Source organism: uncultured Acetobacteroides sp. (assembly GCF_963667355.2).
Lineage (GTDB): Bacteria > Bacteroidota > Bacteroidia > Bacteroidales > ZOR0009 > Acetobacteroides.
Genome location: NZ_OY763328.2, coordinates 416,778 through 440,342, shown reverse-complemented (window position 1 = coordinate 440,342; position 23,565 = coordinate 416,778). Strand labels below are relative to the sequence as shown.

Sequence of the window (23,565 nt, the reverse complement as noted above, 5' to 3'; positions counted from 1 at the left end):
GCGCTCCACTCCCTTTGCTGGTCGCTATCGGTTGATGAGGGCTACCTCTGCTCGGACTATCAACCTTACCGCTGCAATCAGCCGTGTTGAGGTTTACCCGAACAAAAAAAGAGGACTCCCAATCGTGGAAATCCTCTCAAAAAGGTTTTGCGCATTACCGCTGCTGCGGCTTATCGCTCGTGTGCTACTCGCCTTCAACCGACACCTGGGCTACTGCCGTCATAACGCCACCCGCTAGGGTGATGTAGCCCGCAACGGTTACAACGGCTGCCGGCAGCGCAACGGGGCTGGCGATAATCGCACCGCCAACGGCGGCTAGGCAGAGCCCGATGGTACGAACTCTTCTAAAGAACTTGGGGGTGGGGGCCGCTGCACGCTTGGCCAGGCCCAGCTCATTTCCCTTCATGCTCGCTTGTTTTAAAGATGATCGATTCGAGGTGGTGAATCCGGCGCTCCAGAAACTCAATCCGCTGGTTCATCAGCTCGTTGATCCCCTTGAACTCCGCCTTGATCAGCGCCATGGTCGACTTGACCTCCGTAACGTCCTTTTCCACCCGCTTGAAGTCAGCTAGCAGCTGCCGAAGGAAGTAGGCCACAACGGCCAGCAGCACCGAGATCAGGGCGTAGAAGTAGGGCGCCGAATTCTCCATCTACCGTAGGATTAGGGTTAAGGCTGCGCTAGGCCAGACACCTTAACCAGCGATACCGAGTTGTACTGACCGTTCTTCAGCGAGTAGAGCTCGCCGTTGACCAGCTGAAGAAACTCCACGCCCAGCACCAGAAACAGCGGCTTGGTCTCCGCCTTGGCAAAGGTGCTATTTAGCGATATCGCCTCCTTGGTGGGCTCTGCAGCGGCCACGCTAACCAGGTAGGGCTGAGCCTCGCTTACCTCAAAGGTGCCCGCCTCAAAGTCTACCTTGGCCACACCCGACACCAGCCTCACGTGGGTAGCACCTTCCGGTGCCCCGAAATCGCTCTTTGGCGTAATCACCCCAAAGCTTACGGTCGCCTTACCCTCGGTGCGGTCAATCGTCGAGGCCACCTTCCTGAAGTAGCAGGTACCTAGCTTGGCGTTGCTGTTGAACTCGAACCCCTCCAGCAGCTCCAGCTCGCCGTCCAGCACGTTGCGCTTGCCGCGCGTGCTGGTGCCGTCGGCTTTTACCACCCTCATCATCTCGCCCGTTAGGCGGCTGGTCATGCGGCTATCGGAGCCGTTTCTGATGAAGCTGCGCAGTGCATCCCTCAGCAGCTTGCCCGCCTTGCCGGATCGCCCAAACTCCGCACCGTTCTCGCGCGTGCGCTCAAACGCCGGGTCGCTCTTGATGCGAGCACCATCCACGCCGCCCTTCATGCGGGCGAGGTGCCCATCCTTGGTCTTGTAGAAGGAGAGGTCTCCGACCGTTCCCTTCAGCTTAATTAGTCCTTCCTGTTTTGCCATATCCTAAAAATTTTGGTGAACAGGGGCAAGCTACAAAGCGTAGCCAAGAAATAAAACTAACCGCTTCCGATACTGGTCGTTATCGTCGCTTTTTTACCCATCCTGCCGAATCAGGCAGCCCATTTTTTTGTAACTTTGGGTTAGGCAACTCCACGGATAAGCCAGGGATGCGCCATACATCAAACCTACATAAAGCATACCCCAACATGAAGCAGGCACGCGTAGTCATTTACCCCAAGGACATCCAGTTCATAACGGGCAAGAGCGAGCGTTACGGCAGAATGCTGCTCACCAAAATCCGTAAGGCAAACCGGAAAGACGAGCACCAGTTCATCACCGTTCACGAGTTTGCCGCCTTTACCGGCATTCCCGAGGAAACCGTTGAGGCCTACCTCCGATAAAAGGAAAGGAGAATCGGCAAAAAAGAGCCACTTTGCCCGCCATCATCGCATCCCTAAGTCATCAAAAAATCCCAAATTCAAAGACACCAATTCGGTGAACGACCCTAAAAAGCTCAATTTAACACCCTAATTTTCCACCCATTACAAACCTCGTTCGAATCCCTCCCTCTCCGCAGACCACAACATCAAAGCACAACAAAGCCCTGTAAACCATTCGATTTACAGGGCTTTGTATTTTCACCCCATTTCATTTTTCTACCCCAATTCCCAACCTTCAAGCCGCAAATTTTGTACGTCATTTTTTATCGGCTCTACTTAACGCACCGATTCCCTTGTATAAAACTGGACATTTGCGCTTTACAATATGAATTTTGAGGGTAATTTCCGATATCATCAAGACTATATAGTTTTACGACTAACACTGAGATCTGCATCTACTTGCTAAATTCTATTTGCGATAAAGGCAACAGTTAGGTAATGCATTGTACGTTTTATCGTTGGCCTTTTGCCTATCGGTGTCATGCCCAACCTTTGCAATAGCACTATGAATGACATCAATGCCTGTTTTTGTGGCGTCATACTCTACCTGAATCTTCTTTGTTGTCATGTTCCAAGATGCAAGTACAACCCCTTTTACCGATTTGGCGGCATCTTCAATTCGCTTCTTACAAGACTCACAGTTACCAAAAACCTTAAAAGTAGCATGCTGAATCGTTGCCATTCTTTTTGCTGAAGTTGTTGCTTGCTTTGAGGATTGGTTACCTGTGGAAGACATATCCATTCCCGGCATGCTGCCGTGGTTATGTTCGGCAGAAGATTTTCCGCCATCGCTATTCATCATGCTGGGCTTACCTTCTAGTTGGGCAGCAGCATCAACGCTAAACGTTCCTTGGGTGATAATTTGCTCGCCATCAGACAATCCCCCTTCTACAACAAAGCTATCTCCTAGCTTAGGACCCAATTCTATTTCGCGCATTTTGAATATATGCTCTTCAGTATTAGGCTGCTTAACATACACTATCGAACGTTTGCCAGTCCATAAAACTGCTGAAGAGGGTACCACTATTTTGTTCTTATATTCGCTAAGGTTGGCCTTTATGATACCTGTAGCAAACATTTCGGGTTTAAGTTTCCCCGTATGGTTCCCAATTTCGACTCTAACCTTAGATACTCTATTGGTTGGATCGATTACTGGATCTATAAACTTGATAGCACCTTCAAAACTTTCTCCTGGTAATGCCTGAATGGTAAACGAAATTTTGTCCCCTTTCTTTATAAACGGAAGATCGCTTTCGTAGGCATCAAACATTACCCATAAAGAAGAGAGGTTTGCAATGTCGAATAGGACCATCCCTTGGCTAACATAATCGCCGTTGCTTACGCGCTTTCCAGTAACAATGCCCGATGTATTAGCTGTTATTTCAACGTTATTCTTTATCCTTCCTATGCTTTCAATTTGGGCAATCTGCCTATCGCTTAGCTTCCATAGGTGCAGCTTCTCTTTCGCTGCTTGGTACAATTCAGGCTGTTGCTGCTTATCTTTTGCAGTCTCTAGGAGTTCTTGTTGTGCCGTGACCAACTCGGGTGAATAAATGAGAGCCAAGGCTTGTCCTTTTCGTACAGGTTCCCCGGTAAAGTTCACCAACAATCGTTCGATACGACCGGGAATATGGGCAACCTGATTTTGCAAAAGACGCTCATCAGCCTGTAGCTTCCCGTACAATCGAAGCTCTTTTACCGGTTGTTGGCGCGAAACTACCGTAGTTTGTACGTTGGCAAGCGCAGTGGCCTCCTTGGTAAAGCGTATAGCCTCGGAATCTTCTACAGCCCCTCCTTGTACCAAAGGAATAAGATCCATTCCACAGATTGGGCACTTCCCGGGTTTCGTCATACGTATTTGAGGGTGCATGGAGCATGTCCAAATTGTCGCTTTGCGCGCTTGGGCTATATGGGTGTGCTTACTATCTGTTCCCCCATTAGAGTGGAATAGCAGCCATCCCAAGAATAGTCCACCCAATGCGAATAGACCATATCGTACATATTTACGTGAAAGTATCTTTTCCATTTTTCTTATCATTGATTGGTTTGATGATTTTGTGTTACTGCCATCAATCGGTTAAGCCATGCCACTGCGGTATTGTTATCTACAACAGCATCTACCTGTTTTATCTCATAATCGAGCAATTGCTGGCGCACCCGTAGAATGTCAGTTAATTCGGTGCCAGATGCTGCAAAACTTCTGAGCATAATATCAAGCGTTTTTTTTGTTAGCTGCCCCTGCGCAGCGTAAAGGTTCATCCTTCGCCGTGCATCTTGGTATAGCTGAACGGCTTCGTAGTATTCGGCTTGTAGAGCATTTGCAGTAGCCTGATAGTTTTGCTCTGTTGCCGTTTTCATTAATGCTGCCTCAGCTTGCATTGCCTTATACTTCTTACGGTATATAGGCAGGGTTACTGTAATCATTGGCATAACCATATCCTTACCATTCATCGGAGAAGTCGACATTGTGCTTTTGCTGATTACGGTATAGTTGACACCAAACCCAACCATAGGGTATCCCATGCGTGTAACCATCTTCTTTCGGGCCTCCAACGACTTTTGTTCGTAACCGAGCATTCCCAGCATTGGATTACTGGCAAATAGGCTATCTGTTACCTGGAGTAGTTGAGGATTAATAAATTCAGCATAAAGAGTGTCGGGTAGCATCAACGGCATTCTTACTGACCTATTTAAGGTGGTATTAAATCGGGCAACAATAGTGACCTGCTGATTCTTTAAGAGGTCAATGCTATTTTCCAGCTCTCCAATCTCTATCTGTATGCGGTATAGATCGGATAACCCTGAACCAGCAGCCTGTCCCCCCATTGGGCTACTCTGCATTGGCGAAGATGACGGAGCGGCACCTGCCCCCATGCTGCTGCCCGAACCACCTCCCGAGCCTTGCATTCCCGACGAGCCCGAAGAGGCGCTCTGGGGTGATCCTCCCTGTACGCTTTTAGGAGTGGAAGGACTCCCGCCTCCTGCTGGAGGTGCTTTATATTTTACCAACGAAAGTCTTTCAACAGCACGTAAAATATCAATGTTCTTTTCCGAAATGTGGATGTTCTGTTTTACCTTATACAGCTCATACCAAATACGCTGTACGTCATAAAAGGTCTGCAGCTTTGCATCACGAAACGATTCGTACTTCGCATTTGCCATCAGGCTCATCTCATCCTTAGCAGATTTAAGCACCCCAAACCAAGGAAACATCTGCATAAAGCGAATTTCGGCAACTTGGTTTCCGCTTAAAACCTCCATCGGCTTTAGGAAGAAACCAATGCTTACCTCAGGATCAGAAAGGCTACCTGCTTGTGGTACCTTCTGCAGTGCAGCCTGGTATTCGCTAAACTTCTGCATTACAGTAGGATTGTTTTTTGCGGCAATCTCAAGGTAATGCATCAGCAAATCGGATTGTTGCTGACTTCTGGCTGTAATGCTACAGCTAATCATCACGATTGCGAACAGTATCTTTTTATTTCCTATTGTTTTCATACCTGCCTAATCGTTATTTGGTTCAACAACATCCATGTTCTTTCGGCCTACAGCCCACTCTCGCCACATCGATTGAAATAAGGGCACCACAAATACGGTCATTACCTGTATTACCATGCCTCCAAAGGCTGGAATGGCCATAGGAACCATGATGTCTGCACCCTTTCCTGTAGAGGTGAGCACTGGTAGTAGTGCAATAACAGCGACTGCAGTTGTCATCATTGCTGGTCGAACACGTTTAAGGCCTGCTGTAACCACCGCCTCGCGTACCTCTTCGACGGTAGACGGATGCTTCTGCTCAAATACCTGATGGATGTACGTACCCATTATCACCCCATCGTTGGTTGCAATTCCAAATAGGGCAATAAAGCCAACCCACACCGCGACGCTCAAGTTTATGGGGTGCATTTGAAACATGTCTCTCAGGTTTATTCCGGCTACGGAGAAGTTCATAAACCAATCTTGCCCGTATAGCCACATCATAATAAAGCCCCCTGCAAAAGCCACAAATACTCCAGAGAAATGGATAAACGATGCCGTAACTGTTCTAAACTGGAAGTAAAGCAGCATAAATATCATTATAAGGCTGATCGGAATAACTATTGAAAGCCTCTTTGTTGCCCGAATCTGCTGCTCGTAGTTTCCTGCAAACTTGTACGAAACACCTGGTGGTAGCTTAATTTCCCCCGAATCAATCTTCTTCTTTAAAATTTTGTTCGCATTTTCAACAACATCTACTTCGGCTTTCCCTTCTTCCTTGTCGAATATGACATAACCAACTAAGAAAGTATTTTCGCTGCGTATCATCTGCGCTCCTTGCGTGTAGTTTATATCTGCAATTTCGCTTAGTGGAACCTGCACCCCATTCATTGAGGGTATTAGGATACGCTTCAAATCTTCAGGGGTATTGCGAAGTTCTCGTGCGTAACGTACACGCATTGGAAATCGCTCTCGCCCTTCAACCGAATTGCTCAACGCCATTCCGCCTACGGCAACCTGTAGTACTTCCTGCACATCGTTAATGCTCATTCCGTATCGTGCCATTGCTTCACGGTTTAGCTTTACCTCGATGTATGGAGCACCCACCGAGCGGTCGTAAAATACCGAGGATGGCTTTACATCGGGAATTTTCTTTAGCTCCTGCTCAAACATCAGCCCCGCCTTTTGTATGGTTTCCAAATCGGGGCCATACACCTTTAAGCCCATGGGGGCTCGCATACCGGTCGAGAGCATTACCAGACGAGTCTCAATTGGCTGAAGCTTAGGAGCAGAGGTTAAGCCGGGAATATTGGTAACCTTAACGATTTCGTTCCAGATATCCACCGGACGTTTTATTTCGGGTCTCCACTGCCTAAAGTATTCTCCCTTACTGTCAAAGACTAGGCTATCCTTTGGAATGACCCGAAATCCCTCTTTGTTAGGATTGTATGTCTTCCCACTCTTTAAGACGTAGTTATCATCTCTATCAACCTTAAAGCGCATACGATGCCCGTTTTCGTCTAGAATGTATTCGGGTCGATAGTTGATCGTATTCTCGAACATTTGAACAGGTGCAGGATCAAGTGCAGAATTTACACGTCCCCATTTACCGACAGCAATTTCTACTTCTGGAATTGCAGAAAGCCTCCTATCCAGCGTTTCAACATATTCTAGGTTCTTTTCGATGCTCGAATGTGGCATGCTGGTTGGCATAAGTAGGAAAGAACCTTCGTTGAGCGATGGCATAAACTCTTTCCCTATACCTGGAAACGCATTTGCCGTACCTCTCCAAACAGATGTTTGCCTAAAGCTATTCCAGCCTACCTTTTCAAAACCTGTTGCTACAAAACCCGCTATTCGATCAATACCAAGCCAAATGAGGATTCCAAAGAACAGCGTAAACGCTGGTAGCAAAAGAAACTTTCGCTTGTTACCTAAGCCCCAGCGCAGAATAGGCTCGTAGAAGTGTACCATAGCCATAAGTGCTGTAAGGATAACGCCAACTATTCCTGTTACAAATAGAAAGTTTACCAAAGCGCTATTGTGTGCACCCAAAGGCAACCACTCGATAGAAAGGTAGTATATAGCAACAAGCACGGTAATCGCTATGGTTATATAGCTGGGGTATTCTCTGCGTTTCTCCGACCAACGATGGTCGAGCAGGTTGTTTATTCCAATCGCTGTTAAAGCCAAAATAGGCCAGGTATGCCATAGGGTAAGCAGTGCTAGTCCTGCAACAATTAAGCTCCAGTTCCAGTACTTGCGGATCTTCGTGGTGTTGAATCGAACATTAAAGAAGATATGCATTAGGGTAGGCAGCACCACTATCCCAAGGATAAATGCCGATAGCAGGGCAAATGTTTTGGTAAATGCTAGCGGATGGAATAGCTTACCTTCTGCAGCCTCCATGGCAAATACAGGAAGAAAGCTTATTATGGTAGTAGCAATAGAGGTTACTACAGCCGATCGTACCTCGGTTGTTGCTTGATAGATTACCGACATCAGCTTCTTGCCTCTAATCCCTTTGTTTTCGGGCATCTCGAGGTGTCTCAGTATGTTCTCGACATCTACAATTCCAATATCTACCATTACACCAATGGCAATTGCTATACCCGATAACGCTACAATATTAGCATCAACCCCAAATAGGTGCATCAGGATGAAGGTCATCAGTACCCCGATAGGCAACAATCCGGCAACAATTATGGATGCTCTAAGGTTGAGCACGAGCACAATGATTACGATGATGCTGATAAGGATTTCATGCGATAGCGCCGATTCAAGTGTGCCAATAGTTTCCTTAATTAATCCGGTACGATCGTAAAAGGGAACGACCGTTACCTTCGATACGCTACCATCGGGCAGCGTTTTTTGCGGCAACCCGGGTTCAATCTCCTTAATCTTATCTTTGATATTGCTAATCACCTCCATGGGGTTCGAACCGTAACGAGCAACCACCACCGCCCCAACTGCTTCGACTCCGGACTTATCCAACCCTCCGCGCCTTGTTGCTGGTCCAAAAGAGGTATGCGCTACATCTTTTATGCGCACAGGCGTACTATTTCGAACCGCAATCACGGAGTTGTCCAAGTCTTCTAGGTTCTTTACGTACCCCAAGCCTCTTATGATGTACTCCACGTTGTTGAGTTCAACGGTTTCGGCTCCAATATCAAGGTTGCTTTTGCGAACGGCATTCATTACGTCCATTACCGAAACATTGTAGGCCTTAAGCGCTTCTGGATTTACATCCACCTGATATTCCTTTACAAATCCGCCTACCGATGCAACCTCCGAAACACCTTCGGCGGTTGAAAGTCCGTACTTTACGTAAAAATCCTGTATGGTTCTCAATTCTTGTGGACTCCAGCCGCCATTGGGCTTGCCCGTCTTTGGATTTCGTCCTTCAAGTGTGTACCAGTAAATCTGCCCCAGCGCAGTTGCATCTGGCCCTAATGTTGGTGTTACTCCTGCGGGCAATGTACCTGCTGGCAACGAATTTAACTTTTCAAGGATACGAGAACGGCTCCAGTAGAACTCAACATCATCCTTAAAAATGATATAGATGAACGACATTCCAAACATAGAGGTGCTTCTCACCGTTTTTACGCCGGGAATGCCAAGTAGGGCAGTTGTTAGCGGATAGGTAACCTGATCTTGAATATCTTTTGGCGAACGCCCCATCCATTCGGTGGCCACAATTTGCTGGTTGTCGCCAATATCAGGTATGGCATCAACAGGTATTGGATTGCGGGGGAGGCCTGTTTGCCAGCTAAACGGGCTATAAACGATCCCAAGCACCACAAAGGCTATCAGGAATATAAACGTTACAAGCCTATTCTCAAGAAAATACTTTACGAGTCTATTAAACATTGAGCAATACGTTAAGAGTTTAGATAGCTAGTATGCCGAACTAAAACAAGTTCAGCATACTAGTGATAAAAAAATTCCAATACAAAACCTTCTTATTCTCTACTTCTTCCTAACGTAGCGGCAGCAGCTGGGTAAGCTACGATATGCTTTGTCGTTAGCCTTATACTTCTCAGTATCATGGCCTACAGCAGCGATTCTCTTTTGAACTTCATCGCTAGTTACCTTCGACGGGTTGTAGACTAAGGTTAGCTTCTTGGTATCAACATTCCAATCAGCCTTACTTACTCCTTCAATTTTTGCGGCTTTTTCTATGCGCGCTTTGCATAGCTCGCAGCTACCCCAAACTTTTATGGTTGCAGTTTTTGTAGCAACCATTTTGGAATGGTCGTGCTTTTGAGCGTATGAGGTAATACTCAAAGCAGCAACAATAATAGCTGCTAATACGATTTTTACTGTTTTCATCTTCTTAACTTTTAACGTGTTTAATAGTAATTCAAAACGAAATATACGGAAACGGCAATGCGTTGGCAAATGAGCATAAGCACATCCCCCAAACACATTTAGTCTAAGAAGATTCAAATACGGAAAACACAAATATCTGTCAAGCTAACCATGCTGGTTGATAATTCATCAGGCGGTTTGCTTTCCTTGTTTTGTGATGTGTAAAATGCTAATGTGTGAGTAGAAATACTTGCAGGTAAAGCAACAACCTGCAATGGCTGTTTCCCTAAGTCAAGATGAAAAGAAGTAGGGCTGTAGCTATTGTCAACAGCATACACGGCTACCTCATCGTGGCAGCAGCTTGATGATATGCCATTATGTACGGGACAACTAGAAGAATCATCTTCCATACCACAAGATGCCTTCTGTTCAGAGAAAGACCATTTCACAGCCGCCACCTCTCCGCCACAGCTATGAGCGGCTATAGAGAGGTGCATCCCTGAAAGGAAGATCAGCAGCGCAAACGATATGGATAGAAATTTCTTCATCTTACTTTAATATGCAAGAAAACAATAAAATTGTATAATCCCTGCTATCTGATTTTTTTTAACGATAATCTTTTCCCGTGGCCGTTTGGGGCTGCTGGCTTCAGCCTGTCATGCTTTTTGCATTTTAATAGCGGTTATAAACCGCTACTTAAGTTCGCGCGCATTTACAACCGTCGCGAAGCGGAGCTCGGCGTAGCCAAAATGCGCCGAGCCTCGTGCGTTTATTCTAAGGCGAGCAGAGCCTAGAAAAGGTATGCTATTATAGAATAATTCTATATTTGAATTGAGTTTGTAGTCTTTCGCTCATACCACAGTTTTTCCTTTTGGAGAAGAACTAATTGTACTTTCAAAAAAATAGTAGAATTATCATAACTAGGAATGGATAAGGGAAAATAGATCTCTTTTTTTGGAGGAATAGCAACCCTTCTGTTGAAAAACTCCAAAACAACAGGTGGAATTGAAGTATTTGTTGCATAACCATAGTCGCAGTTTATCGTATTGCTATTCTTATCATGTAAACAATAATATATTAAAATATGAGATGGCTTGGCTGGATCATCTACGAAAAATGAAGATCTAAGCAATATCGTATCAGACAATTCATTCTTTACTAAGAATCCAATACCACAACTATCTTTTACTAATTCAACATTTACGATGGTATTATTCAAAAGCGAATCAGGTATATTTTGTTTATTCTGAGAATGGATATTCGTATTAATTAACATCAACACAGTAAGTATGATAAGTATTCTGCTTTTTTTTATTGCCATCATAGTTAAGTTATTATACCCTTCTCTCCGTAATCTACACCAACGCTCAAGGCCTGTTGAATATTGGCTACGCCAAACTTCACTATGTTTCGGTTGCCTCTTCGACTTTACTAATTATCTGTTTATAGACTGCAATTAATAGGTTATCCAAGAAAAATCTACAACTTACCACCATTTAGTAATGCTTTTAAATTTGTCTAGTAATACATTTTTCTCTTCCTCTTTTATTGTAACCCTTAAAATACTATATATTCCTTTTGTTATAGTTTGAAAAGAGGTATTTACTTCAAAGAAGTAATCCCCAATTTCTCCTTGAATTATTAATAATCTTATAGTTTCATCAAAATCCACAAGCCCATTATAAGGATCTTCAATAAATCTATCCCAAGATTCATTTGAAACCCAAAACGTAACTATCAATTTAGACTCACCTTTCAATTCTGATAGAGATATCCGCATTTCAATTTTAAAAGATGGCATTAGATTGTCAATTTCAATAATCGAAAGTTCCAAATTGATAGGATCATATATTTTTATTTCTGACATACTTTTTCATTTAGGTTGAGCATGAATTAAAGCAGTTAGTTGCCTCAGTTCGGCTTAGGCTCCTGCCTAAGTCGAATCTATCCCCGCAGGCTCTTGCCTGCAATTACCCCTTTCGCTAAGCGCTGCCTCCTCGCTTCGCTTGGTTTAGCGTGGCCTCTGGCCGTATTCGGAGGCGGAAGGTATCAATTACATGTAAGTTTTCCAAGGAGCATTAGCGAGCGCCGCCGTTGATGGTAGCTCCGCTTTTATATTTTTGTTGTTCTCCTATCCGTTTCGCAAAACTACCGCTAACAAGAACATCTACTCCGGCAAAGCCTGCCAACATAACCCGACAGCGGCAAAACCGACCGCCGAATGTGTGCTGATCGTAGCCTCTGCTTAACTGATAAATATCTGAATCGATTAGATGCATCTTTTGGTGCGATAGATGCATCTGAAAACTCAACAGATGCATATTTTAGTGCGAAAGATGCATCTAAAAACTCAACAGATACATATTTTAGTGTGAAAGATGCATCTAAAGACTCAACAGATGCATATTTTAGAGCAATAGATGCATCTGAAAACTCAACAGATACATCTTTTAGTGTGAAAGATGCATCTAAAGACTCAATAGATTCATCTTTTAGTGCGATAGATGCATCTGAAGGCTCAACAAATGCATCTACTCCCGGTAAAGCCCACCAGCAAATACGCCAAGCGCAGCCATTTGCTGGGGCTGCGCTTTATGTGTTTTTTATGTTTGCCTTTTAGTGGTGGTATAAGCCCGCTATAGCAGCATAACCACCTGCTTCTCACTCAGGCAAAGCCTGCCACCATAGCTCGACGGGGCAAAGCCGACCGCCGAACGTGCGCTGATCGTAGCCTCTGCTTAACTGATAAATATCTGAATCGATTAGATGCATCTTTTGGTGCGATAGATGCATCTGAAAACTCAACAGATGCATATTTTAGTGCGAAAGATGCATCTAAAAACTCAACAGATACATATTTTAGTGTGAAAGATGCATCTAAAGACTCAACAGATGCATATTTTAGAGCAATAGATGCATCTGAAAACTCAACAGATACATCTTTTAGTGTGAAAGATGCATCTAAAGACTCAATAGATTCATCTTTTAGTGCGATAGATGCATCTGAAGGCTCAACAAATGCATCTACTCCCGGTAAAGCCCACCAGCAAATACGCCAAGCGCAGCCATTTGCTGGGGCTGCGCTTTATGTGTTTTTTATGTTTGCCTTTAGTGGTGGTATAAGCCCGCTATAGCTGCATAACCACCTGCTTCTCACTCAGGCAAAGCCTGCCACCATAGCTCGACGGCGGCAAAGCCGACCGCCGAATGTGCGCTGACGGTAGCCTCTGCTTAACTGAGGCGAATATAGTGCGTTTAAATAAACTTGGCTTAATGCGAGATTCTCCTTGGATTTTCACCCATACATGCTAGTCCAATATATATGGGTAAAACAAAAAGAAATATTATACTTAGAGTTATAATTACTCTATATTTATATATTTTGGTTTTTGCAAACCAAAAATAAGCAAGAGTAACTAAAAATTGTAATAGCAACAACAAATAACCAAATAGTATAAAAAAAAACAAGATTTTATGTATTTGGCTAGGTAATAATACTGATATAGTTGAATTAGTTAGTTCAACTATAATAAAATCGATTACTCCTAAAATATAGAAGAATAAGCATGTGATAAATACATAGTAAAGCAACTTAAAATTGCGATTACCATCTTGCCTTAATGTACCCATAGTATTATTGTGAAATTTATTTTTCGTCTATTTTGATTGATCTGTAATCTTTTTTTACATCAGTTCGGCCTCAGTTCGGCTTAGGCTCCTGCCTAAGTCGAATCTATCCCCGCAGGCTCTTGCCTGCAATTAACCCCTCCGCTAAGCGCTGCATCCTCGCTACGCTTGGTTTGGCGCGGCCTCTGGCCGTATTCGGAGGCGGAAGGTATCAATTACATGTAAGTTTTCCAAGGAGCGTAAGCGAGCGCAGCCGTTGATGGTAGCCCCGCTTTTATGTGTTGGTGCAAGCTTACCGCTTAATGGCAGACTAAGACCGCTACTTATGTTCTACGTATTTACAACCGTAGCGAAGTTGAACACGGCGTAGCCAAAATGAGCCAGCCTCGTGCGTTCATTCTACGGCGAGCAGGGGAGGATGTGTGCTCTTTATGAGCAGGAATGGCTTCCTCGCTTTAGGAAATGATTTCTGCATTCGCCGATGGCTTTTTCTTCTATTTTTGGCTTGAATGTATTCGAGCTCCGCAACGCAGAGGCAAAGAAGGTGGAGCAATTCCTGCGCTCGGTTCGCGATGTGGTTAATGCCACCTATCCCGACCAGACTAAAAAGCTCACCGAGTACGGCTTCGAGGTTAACGAAGCAGCCCCTAAAGCAAAAAAGGATAGCAAGAAGTAGCACTTAGGTGCATAAAAAAAGAAAGCGTAGCTGCGGCTACGCTTTCTTTTTTTATGAATATGGCATTCCTCACAAGCTACTTTACCTCGCTAGCCTCCACGTAGTACGAGGCTGCGCTTTCTTCGGATACGCTTCTAGCGCAGGTTTCGCCATCGCATCGGCCGCAGGGCTTAGGTGCAACATATCCAACCTTTCTTAGCACGCCCTTAACGGTTACCTTTTTTCCCCTGAAGCTGGCTGCCGATCCGCTCTTTAGCACCACGGCCATGCGTACCGTTCTATCGTTCTCTGGCGATACGAATATTCGCTTATCGCTCTTGGGGCAAACGGAGTAAACCATTCCCGTAAATTCAACTTTCTTCCCTGCAAGCTTCGAAGCGTTCTTGGCCATATTGGCAAGCTCTACCTTGCCGGCCTGAGCAATAATCGCCCCAACGAAAAATAGGGTTACTAGTAAAAACTTTCTCATCATAGCAAATTATAATTAATCATGTTAATGCTTGCTTAGTCGCCTAGCGCTTTCGAGTGCCATATCTCTAGGATGCGCTTCGGCTTAAAATGGTCGTTTGAAGACCGCCTATCCGTTCAGTATCGTTCTACGCAAAAATTACGGAGGCCAGAAAGAGGAGCACCGCTGCCGCCGCAACCGCAAGAGCAATCAGGTGGGTTTGGAAGGTCACCTTTTTGGGGAAGATATCCTTCGCCTCCTTGCGGAAGAAGTCGATAAGCGCGCCGGTAGGGCAGAAGAAGCGGCACCAGGCGCGCGGAATGGCAATGGAGAGCAGCAGGAAGGCTACTGCCATTACTACCACCCCTTTTGATGCCGAGGCGAAGAAGAAGAGCGTAAAGGGCTCGGCTCCGGTAACGTCGATGGTGGATCCAAATATGGCGATGCCCAGCACAATGAGCATTACCTTGGTTCGGGTACGGGCGAGAATGCCGGTTACGCTTTTGGGCAGCTCCAGCTTCTTGGGGTTAAGCTTTCCCAGCAGCTCCTGCGATGCGCCAAAGGGGCACACATAGGTGCAGTAGAAGTTCTTTCCAAAGAAGAATGGAAGCAGAATGGCAAGTGCTGCCAGGGTGAGGAAGATGATCTGGTTCTTCAGCGATATCCCCTGGATGAACCATCCCCCAATCAGCTTGATGGAGAGGAACGAGCCGTAGGCCACGCCCAATACCCCAACCGATAGAACGATCAGCGTGATGCGGTACCTGCTCAGCTTCTTGGGGAAGCAGTAGAAGGCTAAGGCGTACAGGAGCACCAGCAGAATGGAGCCGTAGCTGATAATCTTCTTCATGCTGGCTTTTTGGGCAACGGCCGAGGCCTTGCTGTACTCGGCTAGGCGCTGCTTCACCGTTTCGCCAATGGCGGTGGAGGAGTAGGTGGCCCCCGATACCGCATCCCAGCTCTTGGCAACGGCATCGCTGGCCGAAAGTCCGTTCCACTGTGTCAGGAATCCCTTCTCCTTTACGGTTGCCACAAATTCGGGGGTCTCGTCGTTGCGTAGCAGGGCAACCCCCGTCACCTTGTCGTTTCTGTCGAGCAGAATTGCCAGGGGCACGGGGCCGCTGTAGCCGATAATCTTGCTGGTGGTTTGCTGCGCGATCACCGCTTTCCCGATGGCGCCATTGTTCCGATCTTTTACGATCCACTGCTCTACACCATCGCTTTCGATGGAGGCGGCTTCGGGGAGGATTGCCTTAAGGCAGGCTAGCACCTCGGTGTTGGGGGCTGATGCTATTTTCGATCTCAAGTCGCTACCATTCTCGGCCGTACGGATTCCGATAAGGGCAACAATGGAGAGGAGAACAACCAGCTGGGGTAGCTTAGCCTTTAGGTTCGCAAGTTTCATGGCAATTGGATGATTGGTTTACGCAGTAGGTGAATTAAAAAAAAGCCGTCGCCAAGTCAGAAATCGTAGCAGTGCTTAATCCAATAACGGATAACGAAGAGTGTTAAAGCATGATGTTCGCACCCCGACGTCCTGATCTCTTTGACAGCTTTTTCTTTCTACAAACTGCTAATATTATTGAACTACTAGTTCGTTTAGGATATAGTCTGATTTTGCAAACTTCTCGAGGAAGAATAGGATGAATCGGCTATCCACGCAGATGTTGCGGCAGTTCTCCTCCGTATATTGGTAGTCGGAGTACGCCCCCTGCCAAATCCTATCGAAGTTAATGCCGATGAGCTTACCCTTGGCATCAATAACCGGGCTGCCGGAGTTTCCGCTAGAGGTGTGCGAGGAAGAAAGGAAGCAAATGGGCAGTTTATCTCCCTTGAAGTATTTACCGAAATCTTTCTTCTCGATGAGTTCCTTTAGCCTTACGGGCATTTTGTAGTCTGCATTATCTGAATTTTTCATTCGCTTTTCGTACATGCCATCGGCAGTTGTGCTGCAGCTGTAGATAACTCCATTGTTAGGGCTTACACCCTTAACTTTCCCGTACGATATGCGCATGGTGCTATTCGCATCGGAGTACAGGTTATCCAAACCGCGCATCTCAATAATGCCGGCAAGATAACGAGTATAGAAAAAGCCGTTCTCGTCCTGTGCCTTTGCTCGCTGGCGGATAATCTTATTTACGTTGGTCATGTATAGGCCAATCGCCATTTTATAGATCGGATCGTTTGTTAGCATGTCGATCCCCTTGGTACCAACGCTGTCTAGGAACGACGATACCTTGCTCGAATCGGTAAGTATGGTCGACTTGAAGGCATCTTCGGCAAACTTTTCGAAGTCGCCGTTGTACTTTTTGCCTACCTCTACCATATATTCGGGGTGGAAGTAGCTGGGCAGGTTCTTGTAGTACATGCCCAGCAGTTTGCCAAACACCTTTTGGTCGATGTCCGTATTCCAGTTGCTGTATATCTGGGGTAGCAGGGTTTTAAGATGGCGGGCTTCGCCTTCGGCTGCCTTTGCCGATGATTTACGGCCGCTTTTTACAATGCTTACCAGCTTCTCGAACTTTCCGGCAAAGGGTACCGCCTCGGCACCGTTAATTCCCGCCTCGTTGAAGTAAAGATCGGCTCGGTTATACATCGAGAGAATCCTATACTTAACCCTTAAGCTGTCGAGCACCCCGCCATATTTTGCAATTCGCTCGGGCGAAGCGTTAACCCACTTGGTGAACTCCTCTTCTTCGGCTAGGCGATTCTTGTCGATGCCATTAACGGTTATCCCGTAGAGTTCTCCCTTCCACTTAAGCAGCTTATTCATCATGGAGCTCATGCGGGTGGTGTAGCGAAACTTTACGTTGGCGTCGGTTTCCATTGCCTCGCTCATGATCTTCATCTTAGCTTCGCAAATGGCAATTCGGTGCTGGTTATCGTCCTTAACAATTTGCTCGAGCGCAAACGAGGGAATGTATCGGCGTGATGACGAGGGAAAGCCTACTACCATTGCAAAATCATTTTCTTTGAGACCTTTAGTGCTAATAGGAAGAAAGTGATTTGGCTTATAGGGTTGGTTGGTTGTACGCCATTTTGCGGGGTTGTTGTCGCTGTTGGCGTATACGCGTAGAAAGGCAAAGTCGCCGGTATGTCTGGGCCATTGCCAGTTGTCGGAATCGCCACCGAATTTGCCAAGCGAAATAGGTGGAACGCCTACCAAACGTACATCTTCGAATACTTTGTATAGGGCAAGTAGGTACTGATTCCCTCCCATGAAGGCGGTAATCCCTCCTTCTAGCTTGGTTCCTTTCGTTGCCTTTGCCACGATTTCTTTACCACGGATATCAAGTTGGCGATCATAATCGGCTGCGGAGAGTTTTTCGAGTCCGGCGGTTATCTCTTTGGTGATATCGCGGATTTCTACGAGCTGGTTAACCTTCAGCTCGAAGCAGCGCAGCTCGCGGGTGGTGGTGTCTGCCCAATATCCGTTGGCAAGCAGGTCGTGCTCGGGGTTAGAGTATTGCTCAATATAGCGCATCACGCAGTGGTAGTTGGTCGTTAAAAGCCCCTTCCCCGATACAAACGATGCCGTACAGAAATTCTTTAGTCCCATTCCTTCAGAGGAAAGTCCAACAACGGCATCCTTAATGCACTTTTTGTTGATGCTGTATATATCCTCCTTTGTCAGCTTAAATCCAGCCTTTTTTATATCCTCCATTCGGTACTTGCTTAGCAACGAAGGAACCCAAAATCCCTCATCAGCCTTGGAGGGAATGCTTAAAAGCAGAAGCAGTAGGACAGATAGTCCAATGCTAAAATGTCTCATAGTTTGAATTTGTTTTTGTGGAAGATTTGGGTAGTGCTGCCCTGAAAACGCAGGGCAGCCAGTTTTGGTGTAACAAGTACTACGATTTCAGAATTTGAAGAAGGTATGCTATCTGCTTCTTCTCCGTTCCATTTGTCGATTTTTCAGCCCTTAATGTTAGCATTCCCTTTACACTACTTATCTGTGCATATATAGCAGCCGAAAGTATTGTTCCCTTTTGTTCCTTATTTTCAGATAGTGCCTTTAACTTTTGCACGTAACATATCTGTAGGTTCTGAACATACCGATCGTTGGCAGCTCCTGCTTTAAGGATACAGTTCGAAAGATCGTTGAAGTAGTGCTCTATGGTATAGGTGCATCCCAATCCTTCGTTGGCAATGATTCGCGAGGGGATGAAATTGCCCAACAGATCATCTACCACATCGTTCTGCTTTTGGAAAAGCATATCGGTTTTAGAGCCGATGTAGGGGATTAGCGATGGTTCGTTTAGCCAGCCAATGTTGCGAATTTCGTTTACGGCAAAGGCGAGCGCTTCGCGCTGCTTTTCAGCATCAACCGCCTTTCTTTTTGCTTTTATGTCGCCAATTGTTCCAGCAAATTCGTAAACTCCTCCTAGGTAGCTCAGCGTATGACCTAGTTCCTTGGAGTATTGCTTAAATATAGCCGCATAGGTATTATCGTAAATCTCAGGAGTCTCAGTTTCCTTGTAAAGCCATTTTGCCGTATTCTTGATAATCACCTTTAGGTTTTTTATTCCGTAGGTCGATGCTTTTACGGCATCATCGCCAAGGGCATCGGCTTGCGATGAAGGATCTGGCATAACCTTAGCCACAGCGGCACCACTATAAAGATATTTAGGATCGCTTCCGTTGTTCTTAAACCATTGCTCTAAGGTTGGTACCTCCTCAGTGGTTGAGGTGGCGCTTAGTATTGGCTTATAGCCATACTTTATGGAGAAGTAATCGAAATCGCCTAAGATGGGAGGGGTGAATTTAACCCCTTTGTCCTCTGGTTGCGCCACATAGTTATTGCGGGCATAGTCCATAATAGAAGCAGTAGTGCCGTACCTTTGTGTAAAGGCTGCCGATCTCAAGGAATCAACGGGGAAAGCATACGACGCGCGCATGTTATGCTGTAATCCCAGTACATGCCCCATTTCGTGGGCTACTGCATAGCGGATAAGCTCTCCCATGGTAGCATCATCAAGTTTAAGGGTGCGAACTTTGGGGTCAGCTGCCGCTGTTTGTACGTAACGCCATTCCTGCAGCAGCTTAATAACGTTGTGGTACCAGAATATGTCGCCACGAACGATCTCTCCAGATCGGGGGTCGTAGTATATTTCTCCGCTGGCATTGGCATCTTCAACGGGGAGGTATCGGAAGCAGTTGTGTCGGAAGCTAAACTCGTCGAACGAAGCATCGTTCTGGGGATAGTCCTTCGCTTCTACTACATTTTTGAATCCTATTTTTTCAAAAGCTTTGTTCCAGTCTTCAATGCCTTGCTTAACATACGAGCGCCATTTGGCAGGCATTACAGGGTCGATGTAGAAGATGATGGGTTTAGCAGGAGCTACTAATTCACCTCTCTTGTACTTCTCTGCATCTTCTGGTTTAGGCTCAATGCGCCAGCGGGAAATAAGCTGTTGGGTAGATACAGGTTGTCCCGATTCGTAGATACGTTTTGACTTTGAGAAGAACCCGATACGGTCGTCGTTGGCACGAGCCATCATGGGTACTTTGGGCAGCAGGTAGAGCGAATAGCGGAGGATGATTTTTGAGGCATCTCTTTCGCTAACAAAAGGTAGAACCGTGCTAACCTCTAAGGTTTGGTCGTTAACGCTCATACGTATAACCTGTACACCTTTAGTTTCTAGGCGTCCCGATTTAATTTTGCCATCGAGCGGAGATACATACGCTATCTCGTCGGCAAAGAATTTGGTTACATCAATGATGTAAGAGTTGTTACCCGTAGTCTCCTCAATGTCGAAGAACTGAAACTCTGGGGTGATGTTATTTTTGTCAATAGCCTTGGCTATTGGATCTTTCTCGTCAACAATGCGGTAGTCTTGGGGGTATTCTATTACAATTCGATTTCCCTTTTTTTGGAAACGAACAAGGATTGGATCCTTACGGATTTGGCCAGCTGATATTTGTTTGTTGTTGCTAATCTTTTCTACACGTCCAGCAAATAGTAGGTCTCTACCAAGTATGCTGTCGGGAATCGCGAGGTAGTAGCTATCCTTTACTTTAAGTACGCTAATAAATCCAGCCTCTACATGCGCTTTATCTTGTATAGAGGTGGTTTTCTTTTCTATGGTTTGTTCTAGTGGAGATGTTGTGGTCGATCTTTCCTTTTTGGGATTAGAACCCTGAGCGTAGTTGCCTACGCTCAGGGTAAAAAGGGTAAGAGTCACAAACGTAAGTTTGGTGATCATCCTGTTTATTTTATTACAGCTTGAGTGAATTGATAGCGAATGGTGTATTTACCGTTCTCATTTTTTACGATATAGTTGGCTGTAGGTGCAAAGTTAGAGTCCGAACATTGAAGTATAATGTCCATTGAAATTGTAGATGTTGTTAGGTCGTAGGAACCATTGATGCTCTCAATTTTTACAATAACAGGTTCAACATTTGTTGATTGCGATATAGCACCAGATGTTTGTTTTGAGTCGGTATACCAGTTTGTTACAGTTTTACCATTAACAGTCGTTGTTCCGAACCAGTCGTATCCTGCCTTCGATTTATACAGAGTTACATCTTGTGATGGTATGATTGCAACACCCTTCATTCCATCTCTCTGTGTTGGTATAAATTTGATAAAAGAGTCGTTGATAAATCCTGTTGTGACATTTCCATATTTTACAATGTAACCTGCGGGGAAATAATCTGATATGTTTAGTAAGTTTTTGGTAAGAATCTCCCATCTTTCAGTTTCTACAGTAATCGATGAAGTCCATCCTGCCTTTTTAAACCATGTATGTACTTCAGGTTTCCATGCATTTCTTTTATCTAAATTCACCCAATGTTCTCCGGTTGACTTAAACGCGTTGGTTGTCATATCCCAAATTAGAGTCTTTATTCGGTAAGCCGTTTTAGTGTCAAATTGAGTAGCAGTGCCATTGCTTAAACTGAAGTTCTTAAAAATGTTATTTGCATTAAAGAACGAAGTTGTAAAATCAACCTCAGGGTTAATCAGCGTAACTGTTGCTGTTTTTCTTGTGTTATCGACGATGAATTCTTGAGAGTCGCCAGCAAAGTTTATTTCAAGCTTCTTTTCTTGTGTGATATCTGCCGATTTTACTTTTACCTTAAAGGTTGCCTCTAGGGCGTTGGCAGGAATGCGGATGCTGCCGCCGTCAAGACCTTCGGTCGTAAAGTCAGTTCCTTCTACTGCACCAATAAAAGACAAAGGAACAACAATGTCCTTTGATAAGGCTTCGCTTAGCGCAACCTTTACATCAATGGTTTCGGCAAGAAGTGGATTGGTGAGCACCTCGTTGGTATTCACGAACGACACCTTGGTGAGGTTCGACTTCTGCGAGTCCATGATCGTAACGGTAACCGCATTTTTTGTAGGGTCTACAATAAAGCCTGCAGCCTGCTTAAGTGTAACGGTAAGCGTGTAATCGTCGGCTGTTGCCGAGATGCTAGGTTGAAGAATAATTTCACCTGATGAGGCTCCTGCAGAAATGGTAACATTCTCGGCATCCGAAATCACATAGTTTGTGCCATTGACAGCCGTACCCGTAATCTCGATTGGAATTGTTAGCTGTTTTTCAGCTGGTGCGCTTAGGTTAATCTTTACTCTTACATCGCCACTCTGGTTTTCGTAAACCTGAATAGCATCTTTTTCGAACGAAACTGTAGGCGTAAATGGCTCATCGTCCTTTTTACATCCCATAGCCAGCACTGCAAGGGTCAACAGCAGCGCAAAGATTTGTTTGGTAGTTTTCATACTATTTGGAATTAAGATTTGGATTACGTTCTACTGCATTCTTTGGGAATGGCAGGATTAACTTATCACTTGGGAAAGGCACATCTTTGTTATTGATGCCATTAAAGTAGGTTCGTGTAATACCTTTTCCCTTACGGATAAAGTCGTAGTAGGTGTGTCCCTCAAATGCGAGCTCTTTTCGACGTTCCAGCATAATGGCATCGATAAGTGCTTGCCCTGAAGGGTAAATTGGAGTTGCATTAACATTTGCACGCTGCCTGATAGTGTTTAGATCGTTACGAGCGGTAATTACATCAGACAGTTCTGCAGCAGCTTCAGCTCTGGTTAGGTACATCTCTGAAAGGCGAATTGCTGGAATATATCGTTCTTTAAGACCGATACTTTTAAACTTGATGGTAACAGTATCTCTAGCATCACCTGGAAATGGAATTATTAAACTTTTGCGGACATCATCGTTTTCGTATAACGAGTATAAGTCCTTAGAGACAGAACAAGCAACTGTCTTTTCTACATCAGGAACTCCGTAGTAGGTCGAAACCGTTCTCGTAGTTTTGGCGGTGAAATCTATTATCCAAATATCTTCCTGGTTTGGAACTGTTGAGCTCCAAGCACCAAGATAATCCTTGTTGGGGACTAACGAGTAGCCATAATCGGCAATCACCTTGTTCGAATAGTAGTAGGCGTTTTTATAGTCTCCTTTGTAAAGAAGTACCCTTGCAAGCAGAGCCTGAACTGCGGCCTGTGATATCCAAGCCTGCTTTATTCCAGTAGTGCGGCTGTTGTTCGTTAATAGGGTATCGGCCTTTTTTAAATCGGAGATAATAAGGTCGTACACAACGTATAACTTGCTACGTACAGGATAATCTAAGACGGGGATCTTCTTGTCCATCATTACGATTGATTGATGGCTTCCTATTTTAGAGTAGCTGTAGGGTTGGGCATATAGGTTGCAAAGGTTGAAATGAGATAGCGCTCGCATAAACAGTGCTTCGCCATAGTACTGGTCGCGAAGCTTCGTGTTAGCGTAGGTTCTGGTTTTGCAAGCTTCGATGATGTCGTTTGCCTGATTAATGATCTTGTAAAAATTCTCATAGAAAAACATAACGGCATCATCTTCGTCGTCGTATAGGTTACTAAACTCGTAGGAGGGCGTAATGTCTTTAACTAGGGCACTTGTTGCCGATTTGGCCATTTGCAAGTTTCCGCTTCTGCTCTCGGAGTAGGCAATCAGGGCGCTTCCATAGGTATCCATTATGTTGCTATAGTCTCCAACTACTGCAAAATTTAACCCTTCTAGGTCCTTCGTAATTTCATTGTTCGATATGGTCATGGTAGGTTCCCTGTCGAGGAAACTCTCGCATGAGGTTGTGCCGACAAGTGTTCCCAGCACAAATGCAATATGGAATATAGTACTGCTTTTCATTG

Annotated in this window: 20 protein-coding genes; 4 read left to right on the top strand and 16 right to left on the bottom strand. The window is 45.2% G+C overall.

What is annotated here, in order from left to right; translation table 11 throughout:
- Positions 1-184: 184 nt before the first annotated feature.
- The 3 genes from ACHZA1_RS01810 to ACHZA1_RS01800 are packed head-to-tail and all read right to left on the bottom strand — an operon-like array spanning position 185 to position 1,438.
- Positions 185-406: a hypothetical protein gene (locus ACHZA1_RS01810; protein WP_320053532.1), complete on the bottom strand. Its 222-nt coding sequence runs from the start codon at positions 404-406 to the stop codon at positions 185-187.
- On the bottom strand, positions 393-650 hold the full coding sequence (locus ACHZA1_RS01805) for a hypothetical protein (RefSeq protein WP_320053531.1): 258 nt from the start codon (positions 648-650) through the stop codon (positions 393-395). Before ACHZA1_RS01805 ends, ACHZA1_RS01810 begins: the two co-directional genes overlap by 14 nt.
- Before the next feature lie 17 nt (positions 651-667).
- Positions 668-1,438, bottom strand: coding sequence for a hypothetical protein (locus tag ACHZA1_RS01800; RefSeq protein ID WP_320053530.1), 771 nt, complete (start codon positions 1,436-1,438; stop codon positions 668-670).
- Positions 1,439-1,644: 206 nt separating this feature from the next.
- Here ACHZA1_RS01800 and ACHZA1_RS01795 point away from each other — a divergent pair, with 206 nt between their 5' ends.
- Complete coding sequence (locus ACHZA1_RS01795) at positions 1,645-1,839, top strand: hypothetical protein (RefSeq protein WP_320053529.1); 195 nt, start codon at positions 1,645-1,647, stop codon at positions 1,837-1,839.
- 448 nt (positions 1,840-2,287) lie between these two features.
- On the opposite strand, the gene ACHZA1_RS01790 is transcribed toward ACHZA1_RS01795, so the two are convergent.
- The 7 genes from ACHZA1_RS01790 to ACHZA1_RS01760 form a co-directional block, all read right to left on the bottom strand.
- A complete protein-coding gene (locus ACHZA1_RS01790) occupies positions 2,288-3,913 on the bottom strand; it encodes an efflux RND transporter periplasmic adaptor subunit (protein WP_320054936.1) in 1,626 nt (541 codons plus the stop codon).
- The gene (locus tag ACHZA1_RS01785; RefSeq protein WP_320053528.1) at positions 3,913-5,373 is read right to left on the bottom strand and encodes a TolC family protein; all 1,461 of its coding nucleotides are present in this window, start codon (positions 5,371-5,373) and stop codon (positions 3,913-3,915) included. The genes ACHZA1_RS01790 and ACHZA1_RS01785 overlap by 1 nt, the downstream gene beginning before the upstream one ends.
- Before the next feature lie 6 nt (positions 5,374-5,379).
- Entirely contained in the window at positions 5,380-9,222 is a 3,843-nt protein-coding gene (locus tag ACHZA1_RS01780) for an efflux RND transporter permease subunit (protein ID WP_320053527.1), read from the bottom strand.
- A gap of 99 nt (positions 9,223-9,321) precedes the next feature.
- Entirely contained in the window at positions 9,322-9,684 is a 363-nt protein-coding gene (locus ACHZA1_RS01775) for a cation transporter (protein WP_320053526.1), read from the bottom strand.
- Between the two features lie 113 nt (positions 9,685-9,797).
- Positions 9,798-10,211 carry a hypothetical protein gene (locus tag ACHZA1_RS01770; RefSeq protein ID WP_320053525.1) on the bottom strand — a complete coding sequence of 138 codons (414 nt, stop codon included), beginning with the start codon at positions 10,209-10,211 and terminating at the stop codon, positions 9,798-9,800.
- Between the two features lie 272 nt (positions 10,212-10,483).
- Positions 10,484-10,987, bottom strand: coding sequence for a hypothetical protein (locus tag ACHZA1_RS01765; protein WP_320053524.1), 504 nt, complete (start codon positions 10,985-10,987; stop codon positions 10,484-10,486).
- Positions 10,988-11,149: 162 nt separating this feature from the next.
- Entirely contained in the window at positions 11,150-11,530 is a 381-nt protein-coding gene (locus tag ACHZA1_RS01760) for a hypothetical protein (RefSeq protein WP_320053523.1), read from the bottom strand.
- 354 nt (positions 11,531-11,884) lie between these two features.
- Here ACHZA1_RS01760 and ACHZA1_RS01755 point away from each other — a divergent pair, with 354 nt between their 5' ends.
- The 3 genes from ACHZA1_RS01755 to ACHZA1_RS01745 all read left to right on the top strand — a co-directional run bounded on the left by ACHZA1_RS01755 (position 11,885) and on the right by ACHZA1_RS01745 (position 13,966).
- Positions 11,885-12,283 carry a hypothetical protein gene (locus tag ACHZA1_RS01755; protein ID WP_320053522.1) on the top strand — a complete coding sequence of 133 codons (399 nt, stop codon included), beginning with the start codon at positions 11,885-11,887 and terminating at the stop codon, positions 12,281-12,283.
- 244 nt (positions 12,284-12,527) lie between these two features.
- On the top strand, positions 12,528-12,797 hold the full coding sequence (locus ACHZA1_RS01750) for a hypothetical protein (protein ID WP_320053521.1): 270 nt from the start codon (positions 12,528-12,530) through the stop codon (positions 12,795-12,797).
- 974 nt (positions 12,798-13,771) lie between these two features.
- Entirely contained in the window at positions 13,772-13,966 is a 195-nt protein-coding gene (locus tag ACHZA1_RS01745) for a hypothetical protein (RefSeq protein ID WP_320053520.1), read from the top strand.
- Between the two features lie 76 nt (positions 13,967-14,042).
- Here the strand turns inward: ACHZA1_RS01745 and ACHZA1_RS01740 are convergent, their stop codons facing one another.
- The 6 genes from ACHZA1_RS01740 to ACHZA1_RS01715 all read right to left on the bottom strand — a co-directional run bounded on the left by ACHZA1_RS01740 (position 14,043) and on the right by ACHZA1_RS01715 (position 23,563).
- On the bottom strand, positions 14,043-14,438 hold the full coding sequence (locus ACHZA1_RS01740) for a hypothetical protein (RefSeq protein ID WP_320053519.1): 396 nt from the start codon (positions 14,436-14,438) through the stop codon (positions 14,043-14,045).
- 124 nt (positions 14,439-14,562) lie between these two features.
- Positions 14,563-15,819, bottom strand: coding sequence for a 4Fe-4S binding protein (locus tag ACHZA1_RS01735; RefSeq protein ID WP_320053518.1), 1,257 nt, complete (start codon positions 15,817-15,819; stop codon positions 14,563-14,565).
- Positions 15,820-15,993: 174 nt separating this feature from the next.
- Complete coding sequence (locus ACHZA1_RS01730) at positions 15,994-18,186, bottom strand: S46 family peptidase (RefSeq protein ID WP_320053517.1); 2,193 nt, start codon at positions 18,184-18,186, stop codon at positions 15,994-15,996.
- 79 nt (positions 18,187-18,265) lie between these two features.
- Complete coding sequence (locus tag ACHZA1_RS01725; protein ID WP_320053516.1) at positions 18,266-20,620, bottom strand: zinc-dependent metalloprotease; 2,355 nt, start codon at positions 20,618-20,620, stop codon at positions 18,266-18,268.
- A 5-nt stretch (positions 20,621-20,625) separates the two neighbouring features.
- Positions 20,626-22,140, bottom strand: coding sequence for a hypothetical protein (locus tag ACHZA1_RS01720; protein ID WP_320053515.1), 1,515 nt, complete (start codon positions 22,138-22,140; stop codon positions 20,626-20,628).
- Position 22,141: 1 nt separating this feature from the next.
- The gene (locus ACHZA1_RS01715; RefSeq protein ID WP_320053514.1) at positions 22,142-23,563 is read right to left on the bottom strand and encodes a RagB/SusD family nutrient uptake outer membrane protein; all 1,422 of its coding nucleotides are present in this window, start codon (positions 23,561-23,563) and stop codon (positions 22,142-22,144) included.
- Positions 23,564-23,565: the final 2 nt, after the last annotated feature.